Source organism: Marinobacter sp. UBA5687 (assembly GCF_002420325.1).
Lineage (GTDB): Bacteria > Pseudomonadota > Gammaproteobacteria > Pseudomonadales > Oleiphilaceae > Marinobacter > Marinobacter nauticus.
This window is the reverse complement of record NZ_DIHV01000084.1, coordinates 1-15,157: the sequence shown is the minus strand read 5'-3', so window position 1 is coordinate 15,157 and position 15,157 is coordinate 1. Positions and strand designations below refer to the sequence as shown.

Here is a 15,157-nt window from a genome sequence, read left to right as displayed (position 1 = left end):
TATGATCAACGCAAGTGTGCTCCGTGTCACCAGCAACACGGTCTGTTAACGATGTCCGGAATCAGCCAGCGGCTGGCAGAGTACGCTGTTCCGGCATTTCAACGACAAAAAGGTGTAGTCAGGCCTGACCTGCTGCGGCCATACACCTGACTAACACCTCTTCGATACTCAAACCCGTAGAATCAATGACTTGCGCATCATCTGCAGGCTTGAGGGGGGCCGCAGAACGGTTCATATCCCGCTCGTCACGTACCCGTATCTCTTCTAAAAGGGCGTCAATGTTAACATCGACACCTGCTTCCTTCAACTGATTGTAGCGCCTGCGGGCCCGCTCCTCGGCACTGGCGGTCAGGAAGATTTTGACCGGTGCATCCGGAAAGACCACCGTACCCATATCGCGGCCATCGGCCACCAGCCCGGGCGCCACCCGGAAATCCCGCTGGCGCTGCAATAAGGCATCGCGCACCGGTTGCATGACGGCGACTTTTGACGCGTTATCACCGCAGGTCTCGGTGCGGATTTCGGAGGTAACATCTTCCCCGGCCAACAGAACCTTCGCAGGCTCACCCGGAGGCGTCGGCATGAACGCAACATCGAGCCCTGCGGCAACCCGAACCAGTGCCGGCTCGTCGTCCAGCGCAACCCCCTGGCGGGCAGCCGCCAGGGCCGTCAGCCGATACAAGGCACCACTGTCGAGCAGATGCCAGCCCAGTTTGCGGGCCAACATCTGGGTAACGGTACCCTTGCCAGAACCGCCAGGGCCGTCAACCGTAATTACCGGTGCCTTGCTATCACTCATCAATCACTACCTTCTGCGTTAATTCGAATACCTGTCTGCAATGCCAGATCAACAAAACCCGGGAACGATGTGGCGACGTTGGCGCAATCGTTGATCCGGATAGGTCCGGTTGCGCGTAATGATGCCACCGCAAACGACATGGAAATGCGATGATCACCATGGCTTTCCACGGTACCGCCGCCTATTTCCTGGCCGCCATCTATAATGATGCCGTCGGGTGTCACGGTGGTCTCCACACCCAGAGCCGCGAGACCGTCCGCCATCACCTGGATACGGTCGCTCTCTTTCACCCGAAGTTCCTCGGCGCCGCGCAATACCGTGCGCCCTTCCGCACAGGCAGCGGCGATAAACAGTACCGGGAACTCGTCAATGGCCAGCGGCACCTGCTCTTCCGGAATGTCGATGCCCTTCAAGCGGGCTGACTGTACTCGAAGATCGGCTACCGGCTCTCCACCGATGACCTTCTCATTGAACACTTCAATGTTGGCACCCATCTGTTTCAGGATATTGATTACACCTACACGGGTGGGGTTCATGCCAACGTGGCGAAGCGTCAGGTCAGAATCTTCGGCAATACTGGCCGCCACCAGGAAAAACGCGGCCGAGGAAATATCAGCCGGCACATCAATGGCGCAAGCAGACAGTTTGCCTCCACCGGTGACACTGGCAGTCGCACCATCGCGGTGAACGTGGTAACCGAAACCCTCCAGCATGCGCTCGGTATGATCCCGGGTTGGCGCCGGCTCGGTCACCGAGGTAACACCCTCAGCGTAGAGTCCCGCCAGCAGCAGGCAGGATTTCACCTGGGCACTGGCCACCGGCATTTCGTAATGAATGCCCGTGAGTGCATGTCCACCCCGAATCTTCAACGGCGGCCGACCACCCTCACCGGTGTCGATGACCGCTCCCATGGCACGCAGTGGATCTGCCACGCGCCCCATAGGCCGCTTCGACAAACTGGCATCGCCCGTGAGCTCAGAATCGAAGGGCTGAGCGGCCAGCAATCCGGCAAACAGGCGCATGGCCGTACCCGAGTTACCCAGATACAACGGGCCACGGGGCGCCTGCAGGCCTTTCATACCGACGCCGTGAATGCGCACGAAGCCGTCATCCGGACCTTCGATGGTGACGCCCATATCCCGGAACGCCTGCAGGGTGGCAAGACTGTCCTCCCCCTCCAGGAAGCCCTTCACTTCGGTTGTCCCCTCAGCCAGGGCACCGAGCATGATGGAACGGTGAGACATGGACTTGTCGCCCGGAACCCGGATGTCACCTCTCACGGTGCCGCCCGGCTGCATTTGGAAAGTCACCTGTTTATCGCTGTTGTTAGTCACGTACGCCTGTCCTGAAAGCATTTTGGAAAAATGTTCCCGCGCCGCCTTGGCACGGCTGAAAACCCTGAGCAACGTGGCACCATCGCCACAGGCAATGGCAGCGCGGAGTTGATCCAGATCTTCGGTAAAATGGTCTATGACCCGGAGCACAGCATCCCGATTGGAGAGAAAAATGTCGTGCCACATCACCGGATCGCTTGCGGCAATCCGGGTAAAATCACGGAACCCACCTGCGGCATAGCGGAAGATATCCATATTCTCATCTTCGCCCGCCAGAGTGTCTACCAGCGAAAAAGCGATCAGGTGGGGTAAATGGCTGGTGGCCGCGAGCACCTCATCGTGATACCCCACCGACATGGTAAGCACGGTCGCACCGGCACCTTCCCAGACGGTCCGCAAACGATTCAGGCCATCTTGGTCGGCATTTTGCGACGGCGTCAGGATCACCTTGTGATTGGCAAAGAGATCGGGCCGGGCCGCACGAATACCGCTCTTCTCGGAACCGGCGATGGGATGGCCCGGTATCACCCAGGGTGGCAGTTCTCCGAATACCGCCTCCACATCGGCAACAAAACTGGACTTGGTACTGCCCACATCAGAGAGAATGGCGCCCTCTTCGATGACGGGCCGAATTTGTTCCAGCACCGCACGGGTGGCCCGCACCGGAACGGCCAACACCACCAGATCACTGCCCTTTACGGCCTGCTCGATGGAATCCGCAGCCTCGTCTATTACACCCAGTTCAACGCCGAGAGCCAGTTCATCCTGACGGGTATCAAAACCGGTCACCATTCCCGCAAGCTGTTGCGTGCGTATGGCGCTGGCCAGAGAACCGCCAATCAGCCCCAGGCCGATAACCGCAACCCGACGAAAAGGCGCACTGGGAACTGTCACTTCATGCCCCCAGCCCTGCTGACGCCAATGCCTCAGCCAGCGCATCAAGAAAACGTTCATTTTCTTGCGGAAGGCCGACCGATACACGCAGGTGCCGGGGCATGCCATAACCAGCGACGGGCCGAACAATCACGCCATGGGCCAACAAGGCCTGATAGATACCGGCGGCTGGCTCCCCCACTTCCACGGCAATGAAGTTGCCTGCCGAAGGGATGTAGGAAAGCCCCATGCGATCGAAGCCTTCCGCCAGTTGTTGCAGGCCGGCCTCGTTCACCTCCCGGGATTTCTGCAGATAGGCCTCATCCTCGAGAACTGCTGTGGCCGCCGCCAGGGCAACGGTATCGACATTGAATGGCTGGCGAACCCGGTTCAGGATGTCAGCAATGGCCGGAGAACTGATGCTGTAGCCCACCCGCAGCGCTGCCAGCCCCCACGCCTTGGAAAAGGTGCGGCAGACAATCAGGTTCGGATATTTGTCCAGCAGGCGAATACCATCCGGATACTCGTCACCAACGAGGTATTCGCAGTAGGCTTCATCCAGAACAACCAGAACCTGTTCCGGAATACGATCCAGAAACGCTTCAATCGCATCGGCCGTGTGTACGGTGCCGGTGGGATTATTCGGGTTAGCGACAAACACTAGCTTGGTGCGCTCGGTCACCGCATCGGCCATGGCATCCAGATCATGCCCCCAGTCTTTTGCTGGCACAGCCACACCTCGGGCGCCAATAGCCTGGGTTACCAGCGGATAAACCGCGAAGGCATACTGGGAAAACACCACTTCGCTATCAGAGTCGGCGAAGCAGCGAGCAATGACTTCCAGCACATCGTTGGAACCATTACCCAGGGTAATCTGGGTAATGTCTACGCCAAAGCGACGGGCCAGAGCCTGCTTCAGATCAAAGCCATTGCCGTCCGGGTACAGGCACATTTCATCGAGGGCATTTCGGGCGGCGGACAACGCCTTCTCACTGGGCCCCAGCGGGTTCTCATTGCTGGCCAACTTGATGATCTCCGACGGATTCAATCCCAGCTCCCGGGCCAGTTCTTCAATCGGCTTGCCGGGCTGGTACGGAGACAGAGCCTGAACACCTTTTACCGCAAGACTCTGGTAATCCACTGACATTGAACTCTCCTCAGGATCGACATTCGAAATCAAAGTACGCCGATGGGATAGGACCCCAGGCGCTTCAGCTCCACGGCTTCTTCATCAATTTCAGCCAGTACCTTGCTGATCCTGTCATCCTGCATGTGACCTTCGAAATCAATGTAGAAAACATAAGCCCAGGTACCACTGGGCGAAGGCCGCGTTTCAATCCGTGTCAGGCTGATGCCGTGACGATGGAACGGCTCAAGCAGCTGGTACAAAGCGCCCGGCTTGTTGCGCATGGAGACCAGAATCGAGGACTTGTCCTGGCCACTGGCCGGCACCTCTTCCCGCCCAATGATCAGGAAGCGGGTGGTATTGTCCGGGCGATCCTCAATGCTGTTAGCCAGCTTTTCCAGACCGTACAGCTCCGCCGCCATATCTCCGGCAATCGCCGCCGCACCCGGCTCTTCAGCCGCACGGCGCGCCGCCTCGGCATTGCTGGAAACGGTAATACGCTCAATACCGTAGCGATGTGTATCCAGCCACTGCCGGCACTGGGCGAACGACTGTTGATGGGAATAGATGCGGGTAATTTCCTCATCCTTGTGCTTCGGCGATACCAGCAGATGATGATGAATGCGAAGCTGCACCTCACCGCAGATTTTCAACGGCGAAGACATGAACATATCCAGGGTGTGATTGATCATACCCTCAGTGGAATTCTCCACCGGCACCACACCGTAATGCGCCGCACCGGACTCCACCTCGCGGAATACCGCATCAATCGCAGGCAGCGGCACGCTGACGACAGAGTGGCCGAAGTGTTTGAGCGCCGCCGCCTGGGTGAAGGTGCCAACCGGGCCCAGGAAGGCAATATGCATGGGCTTTTCCAGCGCCAGGCAAGCCGACATGATCTCACGGAACAGCCGCGCCATTTCTTCAGCGGGCAAAGGCCCCGGGTTCTTTTCCTTGATCCGGCGCAGCACCTGAGCTTCCCGCTCAGGCCGGTAAAAGAACACATCTTCACCGGGATTGGCCGCCATTTTGACATGGGCCACTTCCTGCGCACATTTCGCCCGCGCACTGATCAGCTCCATGATCTGCTGATCGAGGGCGTCGATCTCTTCCCTTAGCTCCCCCAGGCGGGTCTTCTCATCCGTCATGATCAGCCGCGCTCCTTCGCAAATTCCGCCATGTAGTCGATCAGTGCGTCGACACCTTCTTCCGGCATGGCGTTGTAGATGCTGGCACGCATACCACCGACCGAACGGTGGCCCTGCAGGTTGAGCAGATGCCGGGCTTCAGCGCCTTTCAGAAATTCAGCATTAAGCGCATCATCGGCCAGAGTGAACGGTACGTTCATCCAGGAGCGGAAGCGTGGTTCAATGGGGTTGGCGTAGAAATCGTTGCCATCAATGAAACCATACAGCTTCTTTGCTTTCCGGGCGTTCATCTCGCCCATGGCTTGAACACCGCCCTGCTCTTTCAGCCACTTGAACACCAGCCCGGACAGGTACCAGGAATAGGTCGCCGGGGTGTTGTACATGGAGCCGTTATCGGAGATGACCTGATAGTTCATCATGGTCGGCGTCTCTTTCCGGGCCTTACCCAGGAGATCCTTACGGATAATTACCACCACCAGGCCCGAGGGGCCGATGTTCTTCTGGGCGCCGGCATAGATCAGACCGAATTTGCTGATATCCAGCGGCCGGGATAGCATGGTGGAAGACATATCCGCCACCAGCGGCACATTGCCACTGTCCGGAATAAAATCGTATTCCAGACCACCGATGGTTTCGTTCGGCGTGTAATGCAGGTAAGCGGCATCGGCGCTGGTGTTCCAGGCGGACTGATCCGGAATGGTGGTAAACCCGCTATCTTCAGAGCTCGCAACCACATTCACATTACCGTAGCGCTTGGCTTCGGCAATGGCCTTTTTCGACCAGATACCGGTGTTCACATAATCGGCCGAGGTCTTGTCACCAAGCAGATTCAGCGGGATGGTCGAGAACTGGCTGGAAGCTCCACCCTGCATGAAGAGTACGGCGTAATCATCTGAAATACCGGCCAATTCACGGAGATCCTTCTCAGCCGCTTCTGCGATGGCAACAAACTCATCGCTGCGATGGCTCATCTCCATCACTGACATGCCAGTGCCACGCCAATCGAGCATTTCGCTCTGGGCCTGCTTCAGCACAGCTTCCGGCAAGGTGGCCGGACCAGCACAGAAATTGAACGCCCTGCTCATTCTTCTGTTTCCTCGCCTTCCACTTCTTCTTCATCATCGGATTCTGCAATCCGCTCCACACCCACCAGGCGCTCATCTTCCTGGGCCAGACGGATCAGACGCACGCCCTGAGTGTTCCGGCTCAGCACCGACACCTCATCAGTGCGGGTTCGCACCAGGGTGCCCTTGTCGGAGATCAGCATCATCTGATCGCCTTCAAACAGTTGCAGTGCGGTCACCAGATTACCGTTACGCTCGGAGCACTGCATGGCGATAACGCCCTGGCTACCACGGCTGTAGGCCGGGAATTCATCAATGGCCGTGCGCTTGCCGTAACCATGCTCACTGGCGGTCAGAATCACACCGCCTTCCTGCGGAATGATCAGGGACACGACATGGTGGCCTTCCGGCATTTTGATACCGCGGACACCACGAGCCGTCCGGCTCATCGGGCGAACCTGCTCTTCCTGGAAGCGCACCGCTTTACCGGCACTGGAAAACAGCATCACTTCGGCAGAACCATCGGTAATGGCGGCACCAATCAGGGTGTCACCCTCATCGAGATTCAGGGCAATCAGGCCACTGCTGCGCGGGCGCGAGAAGTTCGGCAGCGGTGTCTTCTTGACCACACCAGCCGAGGTGGCCATCAGCACAAACTGGTCTTCCGGGTAATCCCGCACCGGCAGGAAGGTGGTAATACGCTCTCCTTCGTCCAGCGGCAGGATGTTCACCATGGGCCGGCCACGGGACCCGCGGCTGCCACGGGGAATCTCGAATACCCGCAGCCAGTACACCTTACCCTTGTTGGAGAAGCACAGAATGGTGTCGTGGGAATTCGCCACCAGCAGCTTCTCGATAAAGTCTTCGTCCTTCATCGACGTTGCCGCTTTACCCCGGCCACCACGGCGCTGGGCCTGGTAATCCTCAACGGCCTGGGTCTTGGCATAGCCACTGTGGGAAATAGTCACCACCAGATCTTCTTCGTCGATCAGGTCTGCAATGGTCAGGTCGCGACGAGAGCTGGTGATCTCAGTGCGGCGCTCATCGCCATACTGGCTGACAATCTCTGCCAGTTCGTCACGAATCACCTGCATCAGACGCTCGGGATCACCCAGGATATCCAGCAGATCGGCAATCTTCTCCAGGATTTCCTTGTACTCGTTCTGGAGCTTTTCGGTTTCCAGACCGGTCAGGCGGTGCAGTCGCAGATCCAGAATCGCCTGGGCCTGCTCCGGCGACAGGTGGTACAGGCCGTCTCGCAGGCCATAGATCTCGGGCAGGTCGTCCGGACGACAAGCATCCTCACCGGCACGCTCCAGCATGGCCAGTACGTCACCAGGTGCCCAGCCCTTGTCCATCAGCTTTTCTTTCGCTTCTGCGGCGGAGGGCGACTGTTTGATCAACTCGATGATTTCATCAATGTTGGCCAGGGCAACGGTGAGACCTTCCAGAATATGGCCCCGCTCACGAGCCTTGCGCAGCTCATAAATGGTGCGGCGGGTGACCACCTCCCGACGATGACGCACAAACGCATCGAGCATTTCTTTCAGGTTCAGGGTCTTGGGCTCGCCGTTGATCAGCGCCACCATGTTGATACCGAACACGGTTTCCAGTTGGGTCTGGGCGAACAGATTGTTGATGATCACATCCGGGTTCTCGCCCCGGCGCAATTCGATCACAACCCGGATACCTTCCTTGTTCGATTCATCACGCAGCTCGGAGATACCCTCCAGGCGCTTTTCCTTCACCAGTTCCGCGATCTTCTCGATCAGACGGGCCTTGTTCAGCTGGTAAGGCAGCTCGGTGATGATGATGGATTCGCGGCCGGTTTTCTTGTCCTGCTCGATCTCGTGGCGGGCACGGATATAAATGCGGCCCCGCCCCGTGCGGTAGGCTTCCACGATACCGGCACGGCCATTGATGATGCCCTGGGTGGGGAAGTCCGGGCCCGGGATGAATTCCATCAGCTCATCGACCGTGAGATCCGGGTTATCGATCAGTGCCAGGCAGCCGTTCACCACTTCCGTCAGGTTGTGGGGCGGAATATTGGTGGCCATACCCACGGCAATACCGGAGGAACCGTTTACCAGCAAATTGGGCACACGGGTCGGCAGAACTTCCGGGATACGCTCGGTGCCGTCGTAGTTATCAACGTAATCGACGGTTTCCTTGTCGAGATCCGCCAGCAGCGAATGGGCGATCTTCTCCATGCGGATTTCGGTGTAACGCATGGCGGCGGCATTGTCGCCGTCGATGGAACCGAAGTTACCCTGGCCGTCTACCAGCGGATAGCGCAGGGAGAATGGCTGGGCCATTCGAACGATGGTGTCGTATACCGCAGAGTCACCGTGGGGGTGATATTTACCGATAACGTCACCCACCACACGGGCAGACTTCTTGTAGGCCTTGTTCCAGTCGTTACCCAACTCGGACATGGCGAACAGCACCCGGCGGTGTACCGGCTTCAGGCCGTCCCGGACATCGGGTAATGCCCGGCCAACGATAACGCTCATGGCGTAATCGAGGTAGGACTGTTTCAACTCGTCTTCAATATTGACCGGCAGGATCTCTTTGGCTAACTCACCCATCGAGAAAGGTTCCTTTGCGTTATCTGGAAGTCGTTCCGGGGCCGTTTCCGGGCCCCGTCTTTATTCTTCAACAAGCCGCCAAGCATACCACAGACCGCCCCCACCGGGGGCAACTGTGGTAAAGCCTTAATCAAACACCACGGTCTTGTTTTCGTAGGTAATCACGCGGTCTTCAATGTGGGACCGCAGGCCCCGGGCCAGAACATTTTTCTCCACATCCTTACCCAGGCGAACCATGTCTTCGATGGAGTCACTGTGACTGATCCGGATGACGTCCTGCTCGATGATCGGGCCCTCGTCCAGATCCTGGGTGACATAGTGGCAGGTGGCACCAATCAGCTTCACACCCCGGCTGTAGGCCTGATGGTATGGGCGGGCACCCGCAAACGACGGCAGGAAGCTGTGGTGAATATTGATCACCTTGCCGGAGTACTTTCCGCACAGCTCGGCAGGCAGAATCTGCATGTAACGGGCCAGCACCACCACGTCGGTTTCGTATTGCTGGAACAGCTCGTCGATATGGGCGAAGGCCTCAGCCTTGTTCTCTTTGCTCACCGGCACATGGTGGTAAGGAATCTCGTGCCACTCCACCATGCGGCGCAGATCATCGTGGTTGGAAATCACCGCAACGATCTCGCAGTTGAGCTCTTTGCTGTGCCAGCGGTGCAACAGATCGGCGAGGCAGTGTGATTCCTTGCTGCACATCAGGATAACCCGCTTGGGGCGCGCGGAATCAGCAATGTGCCAGTTCATGTTGAACTCGCGGGCAATCGGCTCAAAGGCGGCACGGAACTGATCCAGCCCGAACGGTATCGATTCGGCCTTGATTTCATGCCGCATGAAAAACCAGCCGGCCTGGGTATCGGAGTGGTGGCTCGCCTCGGTAATCCAGCCGTTATAGGTGGACAGAAAATTACTCACCTTGGCAACAATCCCGACCCTGTCCGGGCAGGAAATAACAAGACGATAGGTATGCTCCATGAAGCCTTTCCTTAACTTGAATCCGGGGAAAGCGGGCGCGACAGGAAACCACAAACCGGACATTCACGGCGATGGTCGGTACGCACCGGTAAAAATGACCGGCTATGATAGCCTATCTGACAGCCAGAAACGAGGAATCCGACCATGGACAGAGTGATCTACAGCCCCGCTTCGAAAATCAGCCACAGGCGGCTCTGGAGAGCGACAGCCGCGCTGATGCTTTTCCTGCTTGCCAGTAGCACAAACGCCAACGAACAGGCCATTCTGGAAGGGGAGCGCTTCCATCCGGTACAGGGCTCCCAGGGTATGGTTGCCACCAGCCACACCCTGGCCACAGAGGTTGCCCTGAAGGTATTGAAAGACGGGGGCAACGCCATTGATGCCGCTGTTACCGCCGGCTTCGCCCTGGCCGTCACCCAACCCCGTTCCGGCAATATTGGCGGTGGCGGCTTTCTGGTCTACTCGCCCGGTAACGGCGATGCCCCGGAAGCCATTGATTATCGCGAAACCGCACCGGCTGCAGCCACCGAAACCATGTTTCAGGATCAGGACGGCAATGTCGTGAGCGAGCGCAGCCGGTTCAGCCATAAGGCCGCCGGGGTACCCGGCACCGTAGCCGGGCTGGCGCTGGCACTGGAGCGGCACGGCACCCTGAGCCTGAGCCAGGCCCTGGCCCCGGCGATTCGACTGGCCCGGGAGGGTTTTGTGGTACCCCACCGATTCACCGAAGGCCTGGAGCAGGCCCGGGACCGCCTTGAACGCTGGCCAGCCACCCGCGCAACCTTCTATATAAAAGATGGATCGGCCCCACAACCTGGCGAAGTGTTTCGCCAGCCGGAACTGGCCGACACCCTCCAGCGCATTGCCGAGCAGGGCGTAAAAGGCTTCTATGAAGGTGAAACCGCACAGTTGATTGTGGCGGAAATGCAACGGGGCGAGGGTCTGATTACTCTGGAAGACCTGCGCAACTACGAACCGGCCGTTCGCCAGCCGGTCCACGGCACCTATCGGGGATTTGATATCTACTCCATGTCGCCGCCCTCATCTGGCGGCACTCACATCGTGCAGATCCTCAACATTCTGGAGGACTACCCCATCGGCGAATGGGGGCACAACTCCGCAAACACCATTCACCACATGGCCGAGGCCATGAAACTGGCATACGCAGCTCGCTCGGAATACCTGGGTGATACAGACTTCGTAGCTGTGCCGCTGGAAGGGCTGACCAGCAAGGGCTACGCCGACCAACTTCGCACATCCATCAAGGCAGACAAGGCCCGGCCCGCCAGCGAGATCGCGCCTGGAAAACCTGGGCCCTGGGAAAGCCCGGAGACCACACACTTCTCGGTGGTGGACCGCTGGGGCAACGCGGTATCAAACACCTACACCATCAATTTCAGCTATGGCTCGGGCATTACCGTGGCCGGTGCCGGCTTTCTGCTCAATAACGAGATGGACGATTTCAGCGCCAAGCCGGGGGTTCCCAATGCTTATGGCCTGATCGGCGGCGAAGCCAACAAGGTGGAGCCAGGTAAACGCATGCTCAGCTCCATGTCGCCGACCATCGTACGAAAGGACGACCGCAATTTCCTCGTAACCGGCAGCCCCGGCGGCTCCCGAATCATCACCACCACCTTGCAGGTGATCATGAATGTGATCGACCATAATATGAACATACAGACAGCCGTCAGTGCGCCGCGCATCCACCACCAGTGGTTACCGGACGAGATTCGGGTGGAACAGGGTATCAGCCCGGACACTCTGGATCTGCTCCGGGCGCGAGGGCACACCATCAACACCGGCTCGGCCATGGGCGCCATCCAGAGCATCCTGATTGGCGAAGACGGCACGCTTTACGGCGGAGCCGATCCCCGGCGCAGCACCTCGTCTGCCATGGGATTCTGAGCCATTCAATATTGACCGGGCGCATCCCGGACAGGAGGTAACTGATGTATCTTTCCGTACAACTGAGCTGCTATCCGCTCAAGGACGACTACAAACAACCGATCTGGGATCTGATTGCACGCCTGGAACAGACCAGCCTTGAGGTCCACCCTGGTCGCATGAGTACCGAGATCTTCGGCGAGTATGACGAAGTGATGAAGGTGCTCTCAGACACCATGAAATGGTCTTTCGAGACCTACGGCAAATCGGTGTTTGTAGCAAAAATCATGGAGGGTGACCGGAGGCCGAGATGACACCCAGCAACGAACCCGGAAAGCAGGACCAGACACCGCAGCCGCAACCGACGATACCCAACCAGTACTCGTTTCTGTGGTTGAGCGCGGCCATTTTCCTGATGTTCTTGTGGCTACAGGGGAACAACCAACAGCAACAACAGGAACTGGCCTATTCCGAGTTCAAACAGGCCGTCATAAGCGGCCAGGTTGCCGAAGTTACCCTGCGCACCGAAGAGATCAGCGGACGCTTTACGGATTCCGGTGCCAGCCGGTTTGCCAACGACAGCCGGCCACCGTCGAGCAGTTTCATAACGCTCAGGCCACAGGTGGAAGACCCGGAGCTACTACCACTACTGGAAAGACAGCAAGTCCTGGTTCGGGGCTCCCGCTCCGGCCGCCCCTGGTGGCAGGAGCTGATCCTGGGCTTCCTGCCCTGGATCCTGTTACTGGCGCTGATGTTCTGGTTCTGGGGTGCCGCCCAGAAACGCATGACTCAGGGCGGCGGCCCCTTTGACTATGGCAAGTCCAGGGCCCGCCGCGCCCGCAGGGAAACCTCCACCACGACACTGGACGACGTGGCGGGCATCGAGTCCGCAAAACGGGACATTTCGGAAATTATCGACTTCCTGAAGTCGCCGGATAAGTATCGTCGCCTGGGCGCCGTGATGCCTAAAGGGGTTCTCCTGGTCGGCCCGCCGGGCACCGGCAAGACCCTGTTGGCGCGGGCCATTGCCGGCGAGGCGGAAGTCCCCTTCTTCAGCATCAGCGCCTCCGAGTTCATCGAAATGTTCGTGGGCGTTGGCGCGGCACGGGTTCGGGACATGTTCCAGACGGCTCGCAAAGAAGCACCGGCACTGATCTTTATCGATGAGCTGGACGCCGTCGGACGCTCACGGGGAGCTGGCCTGGGGGGCGGCCACGACGAGCGCGAACAGACCCTGAACCAGATTCTCACGGAAATGGACGGTTTCGAGGCCCATGAGAACGTTCTTGTGCTGGCCGCCACCAACCGCCCGGATGTATTGGACACCGCTCTGCTGCGCCCGGGCCGGTTTGACCGGAAAATCACCCTGGACCGCCCTCACCGGGAGGCCCGGGAAGCTATTCTGAAGGTACATGTGCGCAAGGTGCCGCTGGCTGCGGATGTGGACCTGACGCAGGTGGCCGCACGCACGACCGGCTTCTCCGGCGCCGACCTGAAAAACCTGGTGAACGAAGCGGCCCTTACAGCCGCCCGCGACAACCTCGTTGAGGTAAACAACCACTGTTTTGAAGCGGCCCACGATCGCCTGATTCTGGGAGAGGAACGGGACGCCCAGTTAACACCGGAAGAGCGTGAAGCCGTGGCCTACCACGAATGCGGGCATGCCATTATGGCCTATTACATGCCCAAGGCAGATCCTCTCACCAAGATCACCATTATTCCCCACGGCATGGCCATGGGAGTGACCGAACAGACCCCGAAAGAAGACAAATACAATTACACCGAAAGTTACCTGGAGGACCGCATCAAGGTGATGCTGGGCGGGCGTTCTGCCGAAAAAATCATCTACGGGGAAGTCAGTACCGGTGCCCAGAATGACCTGAAAGAAGCCACCAAACTATTGAGACGAATGGTCGGCCAGTGGGGCATGAGCGAAAAGATCGGCCCGCTGGGCCTGGGCATCGGCGAAGAACATGTGTTCCTTGGCCGGGAAATGGGCGCGCCCCGGGAGTACAGCGAAAAACTCGCGGAAATGATCGACTCGGAAATCCAGTCGCAATTACTGGCCTTTGAAGCCTTTACCGTGAACTTCCTGACCGAACACCGGCAGGAACTGGATGCCCTTGCCAGAGCCGTCATGAAAAGGGAAACCCTGTCAGCCGGGGAAATAACCGAGGTGCTGGAGGAAGCTCGCAGCCGGGAGACCGCCTGAACAACTGCCGGCACAACAGCGGTTTGCTCAGGGCGTGATGGTGACCGGTAGATTCAGCTGGCAAAGCAGGGACTCCGCGCCCTGCTGCTCAAACAGGCTGCACTGACGGCTGATCACCAGCTGTGCGGCTCCCTCCTCCCGCACGGCCCTCGCCATGGCAGCAGCACCGGCTTTGGGCAAACGCCTGACCCGGGCAGAAATGCCCCCGGCTTCAAGCATGGCTGCAAGCTCCTCAAGAAATTCGCGATCATCAGCGGCGTCTGAGCGCACCAGAACCGTCAGCGCCCGCTGCCCACGCCTGGCCAGCTCCACGCCTACCCGCACAGCCCGATGATTCGCGCCCTGATCGTGGTTCAACAACACCACCACCCTGCCCGGTGGTAATGAACGAGATTCCGGCCACAACAGCACATCTCCCGGCGCCTGCCGTAACAGGCTCCGCGCGGTTGAGCCCAGCCTGAAAGATGAAATACCGGACCAGCCAGCCCCGCCGAGCACCAACAAATCATCAGGCTGTACCAGCCCCAATACCTGCTCTACCACTTCACCCCGGCATAATCTCAGTGCCTGGGCCACACCCCAGGGCGCCAGGGTTCGCTCGAGAGTACGGCGAAGCTTCTCTGCAGTTGCCTGCATACGGACTTCCAGAGCGTCGACATCCATGGGCCTCGCCACGCCGGAACTCCGGCCCACTTCCCGGGCAAAACCGTAACCGGCACTACGCAGCAGGCTTACTTCCTCCACAAAGATACCCAGAACTTCGGCTTGCTGCGCACGAGCAATGTCTGCCGCAGCCTCCAGGGCTGCCAGACTCCGCCTGGAACCATCCAGCAACACCAATATCCGCCGGGCTACGGCGGGGTCTGGCTCCGGAGTTTTATGACTGACCGTTGTGTCCGCCATTGCCATTATCCTGACCCGTGTCTTTGTCCTTGCTTTTGCCAACTTCGGCAAATGCGGCCAGCCTGTCTGCCACGCGCCGGTTAAAGCTGCCCTCAGGGAACACGCCATCAGCATCCGGTTGCCCCGGTTCCAGGCCCGTCAACAACTCAATGGCCTGGTCGATATGAGTCACCGGATAGATTGAGAAGGCGCCGTTACGGACGGCTTCCCGCACCGATTCGTTCAACATCAGATGCTCCACATTG

General features: G+C 58.8%; 11 protein-coding genes and 1 pseudogene. 3 read left to right on the top strand and 9 right to left on the bottom strand.

What is annotated here, in order from left to right; translation table 11 throughout:
• Positions 1-118 precede the first annotated feature (118 nt).
• From cmk to purU, 7 genes are all read right to left on the bottom strand, one after another.
• On the bottom strand, positions 119-799 hold the full coding sequence (cmk, locus tag B3Y70_RS08510; RefSeq protein ID WP_011784536.1) for a (d)CMP kinase: 681 nt from the start codon (positions 797-799) through the stop codon (positions 119-121).
• Entirely contained in the window at positions 799-3,027 is a 2,229-nt protein-coding gene (locus tag B3Y70_RS08505) for a bifunctional prephenate dehydrogenase/3-phosphoshikimate 1-carboxyvinyltransferase (RefSeq protein WP_113879800.1), read from the bottom strand. The genes cmk and B3Y70_RS08505 overlap by 1 nt, the downstream gene beginning before the upstream one ends.
• 1 nt (position 3,028) lies before the next feature.
• Positions 3,029-4,153 carry a histidinol-phosphate transaminase gene (gene hisC, locus B3Y70_RS08500; RefSeq protein ID WP_288589619.1) on the bottom strand — a complete coding sequence of 375 codons (1,125 nt, stop codon included), beginning with the start codon at positions 4,151-4,153 and terminating at the stop codon, positions 3,029-3,031.
• Between the two features lie 29 nt (positions 4,154-4,182).
• A complete protein-coding gene (gene pheA, locus B3Y70_RS08495; RefSeq protein WP_011784533.1) occupies positions 4,183-5,280 on the bottom strand; it encodes a prephenate dehydratase in 1,098 nt (365 codons plus the stop codon).
• A gap of 2 nt (positions 5,281-5,282) precedes the next feature.
• On the bottom strand, positions 5,283-6,365 hold the full coding sequence (gene serC, locus B3Y70_RS08490) for a 3-phosphoserine/phosphohydroxythreonine transaminase (RefSeq protein ID WP_199451791.1): 1,083 nt from the start codon (positions 6,363-6,365) through the stop codon (positions 5,283-5,285).
• Positions 6,362-8,932 (bottom strand): DNA gyrase subunit A, encoded by a 2,571-nt coding sequence (gyrA, locus tag B3Y70_RS08485; RefSeq protein ID WP_199451790.1) that lies wholly within the window; start codon positions 8,930-8,932, stop codon positions 6,362-6,364. The genes serC and gyrA overlap by 4 nt, the downstream gene beginning before the upstream one ends.
• 126 nt (positions 8,933-9,058) lie before the next feature.
• Complete coding sequence (purU, locus tag B3Y70_RS08480) at positions 9,059-9,913, bottom strand: formyltetrahydrofolate deformylase (protein WP_011784530.1); 855 nt, start codon at positions 9,911-9,913, stop codon at positions 9,059-9,061.
• A gap of 144 nt (positions 9,914-10,057) precedes the next feature.
• On the opposite strand from purU, the gene ggt reads away from it, so the two are divergent.
• The 3 genes from ggt to ftsH are packed head-to-tail and all read left to right on the top strand — an operon-like array spanning position 10,058 to position 14,009.
• Entirely contained in the window at positions 10,058-11,818 is a 1,761-nt protein-coding gene (ggt, locus tag B3Y70_RS08475) for a gamma-glutamyltransferase (protein WP_286895022.1), read from the top strand.
• Between the two features lie 44 nt (positions 11,819-11,862).
• The gene (locus B3Y70_RS08470; protein WP_023008138.1) at positions 11,863-12,111 is read left to right on the top strand and encodes a YkoF family thiamine/hydroxymethylpyrimidine-binding protein; all 249 of its coding nucleotides are present in this window, start codon (positions 11,863-11,865) and stop codon (positions 12,109-12,111) included.
• Positions 12,108-14,009: an ATP-dependent zinc metalloprotease FtsH gene (gene ftsH, locus B3Y70_RS08465; protein WP_199451788.1), complete on the top strand. Its 1,902-nt coding sequence runs from the start codon at positions 12,108-12,110 to the stop codon at positions 14,007-14,009. The genes B3Y70_RS08470 and ftsH overlap by 4 nt, the downstream gene beginning before the upstream one ends.
• Before the next feature lie 27 nt (positions 14,010-14,036).
• Here the strand turns inward: ftsH and B3Y70_RS08460 are convergent, their stop codons facing one another.
• Entirely contained in the window at positions 14,037-14,912 is an 876-nt protein-coding gene (locus B3Y70_RS08460) for a universal stress protein (RefSeq protein ID WP_228285442.1), read from the bottom strand.
• Positions 14,887-15,157: pseudogene (locus B3Y70_RS08455) on the bottom strand (ATP-dependent protease); the annotation flags it as partial. The gene B3Y70_RS08460 and the pseudogene B3Y70_RS08455, both read right to left, overlap by 26 nt.